Raw genomic sequence first — 8,992 nt, 5'->3', positions numbered from 1 at the left:
TCCCCCCGCCGGTGTCCCCGACGCGTCCGCCCCCGCCGCGCCGCCCCGTCGCGGTGGGCGCGCGGCCGGCCGCGGCGCCCCGCCGGGCGACGGCGGCGCGCTCGGGCTCCCGCCGCACGAGGCGGTGCGCCTGCTCACCGACCGCCCACCGCTCGACGATCTCAGTCTCTGCCACGGCGAGCTGGGCGTCGCCGAGGCGACGGTGCTGCTCGAGGGCGGTGGGAGCGCCGCGCGCCGCCATGCCGGCCGGGTCCTCGACGCCGTCGACCGGTACGGCGCGTCCTGCGGGACCCCGGGCAACGTGCCCACCCCCGGCCTGCTCAACGGCCTCGCCGGCATCGGTTACGGACTGCTACGACTCTCCGGGGTCGGGCCGGTGCCGTCGGTGCTGCTGCTGGAACCGACCCCTTAACCGCGCTCCTCGGGTTGAGGACCGCCGGGCGAGCGACGACGATCTGCACTGGGGCCGCAGCTCCCGAAGAGTAGTTACGAAGATTCACACAGGAGGAATGACAGTTGTCCGAGAACCAGCTCCCCCCGTGCCGCACCGACGAGACCGACTCCACGGCGCCGATCGACGACCCGGCCGGCGCGATGTGGCTGCAGCCCGTCGTGGCGTTCGGGATCCGCGCGGCCGCCCTCGCCAGCCTGGCCGTGCCCGTGGGCATGGTGATCGGCGGCCTCGTCGGTGACGGCGGCGCGGCGGCCGACGCCGCACCCCTGACGACCTGCTGCCCCGATCGTTCGTTGTGACGGTGCGGTAGCCACCCCCTCGGGGCCGGCGTCGACAACACCGCGTTGGGCCGTGGCCTGCCCCCTCGGATAGCGTGCGCAGTGTGCACCGCTCCTCGAAGTTCATCGGCAGGGACGCCGAACTGCGCGCGGTGCGCAAAAGCCTCGAATCGGCGCGGGCGGGGCGGGGTGGCGCGGTCTTCGTGGTCGGCGAGAGCGGCGTCGGCAAGTCCCGTCTCGCGTCGAGGGTCGCGGAGCTGGCCACCACCGCCGGCATGCGGGTGATGCGGGGCCGGGGCAGCACGATCGGCACCGAGGTGCCGCTGCGCCCGCTGACCGAGGCGCTGCTGTCGCTGCTCCGGTCCGGGCCGGTCGATCCCACCGTGCTCGGGCCCTACGGCCCGATCCTCGGCCGGCTCGTCCCCGACTGGGCTCGGCCACCGGCCGATCAGGAGAACGCCTCCCTGGTGATCCTGGCCGAGGCCGTCCTGCGGCTGACCGGGGTGGCCGGTGAGGGGCGGGGCTGCCTCATGCTGCTCGACGACCTGCAGGACGCCGACACGGAGACGTTGACCGTGCTGGAGTACCTGATCGACAACCTCGCCCTGCAGCCGACCCTGCTGCTGGGGGCGATCAGGGCGGAGCCCTGCGCGGCGTCGCGCATCGCCCGGTCGGCCGCCCAACGGGGCCAGTGCACCCTCATCGAACTGGGCCGGCTCGACGACGACGGGTTGCGGCAGATGGTCGGCGCCTGCCTGGAGGCCGATCCGGACCGGGTACCGGCGGCCGCGCACGCCCTCGTCTCGACGGGCAGCGCCGGCAACCCGTTCCTGATCGAGGAACTCGTCGCCGGCATGGTCGACGGCGCCCTGCTGATCCGCGGGCCGCAGGGCTGGCGGATGTCCGAGAAGCTGCCCGTCGCGCTTCCGGGCACGCTGACGCGGGGCATGACGCAGGGCGTCGAACAGCTCGACCCCCGGGCCCGCGAGCTGCTCTCGATGGGTGCGCTGCTGGGCCAGCGATTCCCGCTGGCGGTGGTGCAGGCGGCCACCGGGTTGAGCGACCGCGAGGTGCTCCGGCACCTGTGCGGCGACGTCGCCGGGCGGCTGGTCGCGGTGGACGACCAGCTCACCGACTGGTACGCCTTCCGGCACCGGCTCACCCGGGAGGCGCTGCTCACCCTCCTCGGCCCCGCCGACCGGGCTCACCTCGCCCAGCGGATGGCCGACGCGGTGGAGGCGGTCTTCCCCGGCCTGCCCGGCGAATGGTGCCAGGTGTCGGCGACCCTGCACCTGCAGGCCGACCGCCCGGAGGCGGCCGGCCGGCTGTTCACCGAGGCGGGCCGGCGGGCCATCGCGCAGGGCGGCGCGACCACCGCCGTCGCCCTGCTCGACCGCGCGATCGGCCTGCTCGGGGAGAACCCCGTGGCGCGCGCGGCGGCCCTCGAAGCGTTGCTGCACGCCCTGGCGGAGGCCGGACTGGTCGAACGGGCCCTCGAGTCGGTCAGCACGCTCGACCAGATCGGTGGCGTCGACCCGCGGCGGCGGGCCCAGCTGCACACCCGGCTGGCCTGGGCCGCGACGGTCGCCGGCCGCTCGGCCGAGGGGTTGGCGCAGGTGGAGCAGGCGCGTGCCCTGCTCGGCCCGGACGCCGCCGCGGAGGACACCGCGCCGGTCGACGTCGTCGCCGCCCACCTCGCGCTGGACACCGCCGGGCAGGACCAGCTCGCCACCGCCGAGGCGCTGGCCCGCCGGGCCGCCACCGTCGCGGAGACCGTCCCGCTGCCGGTGGTGGCCTGCCAGGCCTGGCAGCTCCTCGGCGCGCTGACGCGGCACCGCGATCCGGCGGAGGCGACCCGCTGCCTGGAACGGGCCCTGGCGATCGCCACGCAGCACCGGCTGCCGATCTGGGAGATCCACGCGCTGATCCGGCTGGGCAACGACGACGCGCTGCGCGACGCGCGCCTGGACCGCCTCGAACAGGTCCGGGAGCGGGCCTCGCAGGCCGGCGCGGTGACGGCGCGCCACCAGGCGGAGGCGAGCCTCGCCCTGCACGCGGTGCTGCGGGGCGACTTCGACACGGCGGCTGCCCTCGTCCAGCAGGTGCTGGCCGCGACCACCCGGCTGAAACTGCTGGAGACCACCCAGTACGTGCTGCTGGTCAGCGCGGTGCTCGCGGCGCACCAGGGGCGACGCCGGGAGATGGAGCGGGCGCTGGCCGAGTTCCGCCGGTGGCGCGGCGACCAGGCCCTGCACGCATCGCGCGTACACGGCCTGGCCGGGGCCTTCTGCGCGTTGCTCGAGGAGGACCGCTCCCGCGCCCTCGGCGAACTGGCCCGCGCGTTCGATGCCGAGGAGCAGAGCCCGACGGTCTTCCACCTCTCCGGCCGGCACGGGCTGCACCTGCTGCTCCAGGTCACCTCCGGCGAGGCCGGCTGGCCCGCCTACGAGGCGGTGCAGGGCGACTCGGCGAGCACGCTGCGCTGGGACCTGCAGTTCGCGCTCTTCGCGAAGGCGGTGCTGCTCGGCCGCTCCGGTCGGCCGGAGGCGGCGACCGAGGCGGCGACCGAGGCGATGCGGGCCGGGGCGCCGTACGCGATGGGCCGGCACCTCGCGCTGCGGTTGGTGTGCGAGTCGGCCCTCGCCGACGGCTGGGGCACGCCGGTGCAGTGGTTGCGCGCCGCCGAGGAGCACTTCCACCGCAGCGACGTGCCGGCCGTGGCCAGCGCCTGCCGGGCCCTGTTGCGCCAGGCGGGCGTACGCATGACGCAGCGCCGCTCCGGTGCGGAGGACATCCCCGCAGCGCTGCGGTCGGTGGGCGTGACGGTGCGGGAGTTCGAGGTGCTGCGGCTGCTGGTCGGGCGACTGAGCAACCGGGAGATCGCCGGTCGGCTGCACCTCTCCCCGCGCACCGTGGAACGGCACGTGTCCAGCCTGCTCGGCAAGACCGGCCTGCCGAACCGGATCGCGCTGAGCGAGTTCGCCGCCGAGGTGGAGAGCGGCTGAGCGGCGACGCGGTGCAACATTCCTGCAATCGACGAACGTTGACGTCGATGTCGGGGCGGGCTTAGCGTCTCGGGAGGGAAAGCCCTTTCCCGCATGGTCCGACGCTCGCCGGCCGGCCGTGACCGCTCCCGCACCGCACCAGGAGGACCCCCGTGCGTGACAGGCGCATCAGACGTACCCGCGGCGCGGTCGCCGCGATCGGCGTGTCGGCGACCGCGCTCGCCATGGCCGCGGCCATGGTCTCGACGGCCCACGCCGCCACCCTCCTCTCCGACGACTTCGGCGACGGCGACAGCGGCGGCTGGTCGAAGTCGGGCGGGACCTGGTCGGTGATCACCGACGGTTCGCCGGCACTCCGCCAGTCGAACACCGGCAGCGAGCTGGCCCGGATGTTCGCCGGGCAGACGGGCTGGACCGACTACGAGGTGCGGGCCCGGGTCAAGCCGGCCTCGTACGGCTCCGGCGGCCTCGTCGCCATCGCCGCCCGGGCCAGCGGCTCCACGAAGATGTACCGGCTGTCGCTGCTGGCCGACGGCCGCGCGGAACTCCAGGCCGTCAACGGCAGCGCGGTCACGGTGCTCGGCTCGGCGGGCGGCGTCGGCTCCACCGGCACCTGGCACACGCTGCGGATCGAGGTCGCCGGCAGCACCGTGCGCGGCTTCGTCGACGGCGTGCGGGTCGGCGACGCCAGCGCCACCCTGAGCGGGGCCGGACGGATCGCGCTGGTCACCGCCCACGCCGGCGCGAGCTTCGACGACGTGGTGGTCAGCTCCGGCGGCACCGGACCGACCGCCCCGCCGACCACCGCTCCCCCGACCACCGCTCCCCCGACCACCGCTCCCCCGACCACGCCGCCCCCGACCACGCCGCCGCCGGTCGCCGGCACCCTCGTCGTGGCCACCAACGGCGACGACGCCAACCCGGGCACCCTGGCCGAGCCGCTGCGGACCATCCAGCGCGCCCACGATCTCGTGCAGCCCGGCGGGACCATCGCCGTGCGCGGGGGCACCTACGCGCCGGCCAGCACCATCAAGATCCTCAAGGACGGCAGCCAGGCCCAGCCGATCACCCTCACCGCCCACCAGGGCGAGCGCGTGGTCATCGACGGCGAGAACATGCCGTACACCCCCGGGGCCGTGGGGTCCTCGATCCCCCGCGCCGACCGGGGCGCCCTGCACGTCGAGGGCGACTGGTGGCGGTTCGTCGGCCTGGAGATCGTCAACGGCCCGTACGGCATCTTCGGGGTGGACACCAACAACGGCCGCTACGAGCGCCTGGTCACCCGGGACAACTACGAGTCCGGCCTGCACCTGCAGGGCGCCTCGTCGGGCAACCACATCATCGACCTGGACAGCCACGGCAACCGCGACCCGCGCAAGAACGGCGAGAGCGCGGACGGCCTGGCGATCAAGGAGGGCTCCGGGACGGGCAACGTCGTCCGGGGCGCCCGGCTGTGGCGCAACGCCGACGACGGCTTCGACGCCTGGCTGTTCCTGTCGCCCGTGCTCATCGAGGACAGCGTCGCCTACGACAACGGCTACAACTACTGGGGCCTGCCCGACTACACCGGGGACGGCAACGGCTTCAAGAACGGCGGCGGCACGGACCCGCGTCCGGCGGTCGCCCACGTCACCCGCAACAGCATGGCCTGGGGCAACTCGGCCGGCGGCTTCATCGACAACGGCAACCCCGGCGCGCTGGTCTTCGAACGCAACACCGCGTGGGACAACGGCAAGGACGGCTTCAACGTGTCGCGCTCCACCTCGGTGCTCACCCGCAACCTCGCGGTCGGCAACGCCACAGACGTGTCGCTCGGCGGCTCCACCGGCTCCGGCAACTCGTGGAACCTCGGCGGGACGTGGTCGCTCGTCAGCACGGACCCGGCCACGATCACCGGCCCCCGTACGGCGGACGGCGCCATCCCCCACCTCCCCGTTCCTGCGCCCGGCGAACGGCGCGGACGTCGGCGCCCGGATCTGAGCCGGACCGGCCGGGGTGGCCGGCGGTGGATCCGCCGGCTCCCCGCCCGCCCGGCGGCCTCCCGCACCGGCGCGGGAGCGTGCCGTGCGGGTCGCCCGCCGGGGCCACCGTCCGGCGCCGCGCGCTGGCAGGATGACCGGATGGACCTCGACACCGGCGCCGGGCTGCTGCACCGGCTGACGTCCTACGAGCCGAGCCGCGAGTGGGACGCGCCCCTGGAGGATCCCCGCGTCCGCCAGGACCTCGTCCCGAACGACCCCGAAACCCTGCCGCCGCCCCTGAAGGGCTACCCGGACGGTCCCGCCGTCCTCGACCTGCCGCGCGACCTGCCCGACCCCGGCGTCCCCGCAACCGCCGTGCTGGCCGGCGTGGCGTCCCCCGCGCAGCCCTTCGACGCGGCGCAGCTGGGCCGCGTGCTCTTCCTCGGCGCCGGCGTCGTCCGCACCGCCGAGCGCGACGGCCGCCCCGTCCTCTACCGCGCCGCCGGCTCGGCGGGGGCGCGGTTCCCGCTGGAGGTCTACGCGAGCACCCGGGGCGTCGCGGGGGTGCCGGACGGCGTGCACTGGTACGACGCGCGGCGGCACGCGCTCGTCCAGGTGGCGCCCGCCGCCAGCGGCGCCGTCACGACGCTCGTGGTCACGGGCGTGCCGTTGCGCACGGGGTGGCGCTACGCCGAGCGCGGCTGGCGACACCTCTACTGGGACGCCGGCACGCTGCTGTCCCAGCTGTCGGCGGCGGCCGCGAGCGCCGGCCTGTCGCCGCGACTGCGGTCGCTCTTCCCGGACGCCACCGTGCGCGCGCTCGTCGGCGCGGACGGGGTGCACGAGTACCCGCTGGCCCTGCTCTCCCTCGGCGACGGAGAGCCGGCGATCGGGCCTACCGGGCCCGCGGTCCCCGGCGAGTTGCCGCCGGTCGAGCTGCCGTTGTGCACCGCCGCCCAGCGGGCGGGCGAGCGGGACGTGCTCGGCGCGCCCTGGCCGCAGGCGGAACCGCTGCCGGCGTACCCGCCGTCCGACCCGCTCGACGAGGTCGTCCGGCGGCGCGGCTCGCAACGGCGGATGGACAGGTCCCGCACGCTGCCGCGCGCCCTGCTGGAATGGCCCCTGGCCGCGGCCCTGCGCGGCGTGCCGGTGCCGCACTGGGTCGCCGTGCACGGGGTCGACGGCGTGCCGCCCGGCCTCTACCGGTGGCCCGACCTGTCGACGCCGCTGCGCACGGGTGACCTGCGCGACGAGCTGCTCCGGGTCTGCCTGGACCAGGCGCTCGCCGGCGACGCGGCCTACGTCGTCGTCGCCGCCGCGCCGCTGTCGACCCTCGACGACCGCGGCTACCGCGAGGCCCAGCTCGCCGCCGGGCTCGTCGAGGGCCGGCTGCACCTCGCGGCGTACGCCCTGGGCGCGGGCGCCTCCGGCATGACCTTCCTCGACTCGGCGGTCCCGGGGCTGCTGGGCGAGCCGGAAGACCTCGCGGCCCTGCTCTTCACCTGCGTGGGCGCGCCGGAGTACCGCTCGCGCGCGGGCGGGCGACCGGGCGCCCCGGTCGAGGTCCGGCCGGTCACGCCCCGCCTCGGCGGGTCCTGACGCGGCCCGCCCGACGGGCCCGAGCCGCGCAGCACGGACGCCGCGTCCCAGGGGCGGCACGCCGACCAGATCGCGCCGGCCACCGGCGCGGGAGATCGCCGCGCCCCCGCTTCCCGCCGGCTCCGCGCGACGTGGGAGCACCACCGCAGGCGTCCGACAACGCTGATTGAAGGTTTCCGCCATCGCGCCACGTCATCGCGGAAGCCATTTACATCGGTGTGCGTCGCGGTGTACGTTACCGCCACCCGCAGATCAGCATCGATGATCACGAATACATGGAGGGGTGCAGATGACTGCTCGACCCGCCGCGCGACGCAGGCGTGGGCTGCTCGGCGCCATGCTGGCCGCGACCCTGCTCCTGACCGCCGAATCAGCCCTGGTCGCCGCGTCGGCGTCGGCCGCCCCGGAGGGGGCCCCACCGGCGTCCGCCCGGCTGGCCACCGCCTTCGACACCGCCGCCGGTCGGTACGACGTCCCCCGCGACCTGCTCGTCGCCCTCGGCTACGCCGAGACCCGCCTGGACGGGCACGGCGGCGCGCCGAGCGCGGCGGGCGGCTACGGCATGATGCACCTCGTCAGCAACCCCAGGCTGCGCACGCTGGACGAGGCGGCCACGCTGACCGGACTCAGCCGTGGCGCGTTGCGTGCCGACCCGGCCGCGAACGTCGCCGGGGCGGCCGCCGTCCTGCGCTCCTACGCCGACCAGGCCGGCCTGGACGCGGCCGAGCGCGACGACGTCGACGAGTGGTACGCCCCGATCGCCCGCTACGGCGGCGCGTCCCAACCGTCGCTCGCCCGCCTCTACGCGGACGCCGTCTACGACCTGCTCGCCACCGGCTTCGAGACCGGCCACCCCGGGGTGGCGAAGGTTCCCGGCCGCCAGGTGGCGCCGAGGCGGGACCTGCCCGGCGACGCGTCGGACGGGGTCGGGACCCTCAGCACCGACTACGGGCCGGCCGCGTGGGCGCCGGCGAGCACCAGCAACTACACGGTGGCCAGCCGGCCCACCAGCCACTCCGTCAGGTACATCGTCATCCACGTGACGCAGGGCAGCTACGCCGGCTCGATCAGCTGGTTCCAGAACCCGGCCGCCCAGGCCAGCGCGCACTACACGTTCCGCTCCTCCGACGGGGCGGTCACCCAGTCGGTGCGGGAGAAGGACATCGCCTGGCACGCGGGCAACTGGACCTACAACACCCAGTCCATCGGCATCGAGCACGAGGGGTACGTCGACAACGCGGCCTGGTTCACCGACGCGATGTACCGGGCGTCGGCGACGCTGACCCGCAGCCTCGCCACCAAGTACGGCATCCCGAAGACCAGGACGCACATCATCGGCCACCACGAGGTCCCCGGGGCCACCCACACCGACCCGGGCCCGAACTGGAACTGGGCCTACTACATGCAGCTGGTGAACCAGCAGACCGGCGTCGGCTCCGGCACGGTGGACACCGAGGGGGTGAGCCTCAACGTGCGCTCCGGGCCCGGTACCGGCTACGCCGTCGTCGGTTCCGTCGCCGACGGCGCGGCCGTCAGCATCTACTGCCAGGCCGTCGGCACCACCGTGACCGGCCCCTACGGCACCAGCAACGTCTGGGACCGCATCGGCACCAACCGCTACGTCGCGGACGCCTTCGTCCTCACCGGACACGGCGGCTTCATCCCCGGCGTGCCACGCTGCTGACCCACCCGCCC

At 75.3% G+C, this 8,992-nt stretch carries 5 protein-coding genes; all 5 read left to right on the top strand.

Translation table 11 applies throughout. The annotated features are described in order from the left end of the window. Positions 1-412 (top strand): lanthionine synthetase LanC family protein (locus V6U77_RS24740; RefSeq protein WP_334609069.1); only part of this gene is annotated, 412 nt, incomplete at its 5' end. Positions 413-516: 104 nt separating this feature from the next. Then, positions 517-753 carry a hypothetical protein gene (locus tag V6U77_RS24735; RefSeq protein WP_334609068.1) on the top strand — a complete coding sequence of 79 codons (237 nt, stop codon included), beginning with the start codon at positions 517-519 and terminating at the stop codon, positions 751-753. Positions 754-836: 83 nt separating this feature from the next. Continuing rightward, a complete protein-coding gene (locus V6U77_RS24730; RefSeq protein ID WP_334609067.1) occupies positions 837-3,737 on the top strand; it encodes an ATP-binding protein in 2,901 nt (966 codons plus the stop codon). Between the two features lie 152 nt (positions 3,738-3,889). After that, complete coding sequence (locus V6U77_RS24725) at positions 3,890-7,297, top strand: right-handed parallel beta-helix repeat-containing protein (RefSeq protein WP_334609066.1); 3,408 nt, start codon at positions 3,890-3,892, stop codon at positions 7,295-7,297. 289 nt (positions 7,298-7,586) lie between these two features. Then, positions 7,587-8,981: an N-acetylmuramoyl-L-alanine amidase gene (locus V6U77_RS24720; protein ID WP_334609065.1), complete on the top strand. Its 1,395-nt coding sequence runs from the start codon at positions 7,587-7,589 to the stop codon at positions 8,979-8,981. The last annotated feature ends 11 nt before the right edge of the window (positions 8,982-8,992 follow it).

Origin of the sequence: Micromonospora sp. CPCC 205546 (assembly GCF_036902715.1) — a bacterium.
In the GTDB taxonomy this organism is placed as follows: domain Bacteria; phylum Actinomycetota; class Actinomycetes; order Mycobacteriales; family Micromonosporaceae; genus Micromonospora.
Note: the sequence above shows the minus strand (reverse complement) of the source record. Positions and strands in the feature narration are given on the sequence as shown.

Coding starts and splice junctions, on each gene's coding strand:
- V6U77_RS24720 (WP_334609065.1), top strand. CDS start 7,587: ATGACTGCTCGACCCGCCGCGCGACGCAGGCGTGGGCTGCTCGGCGCC.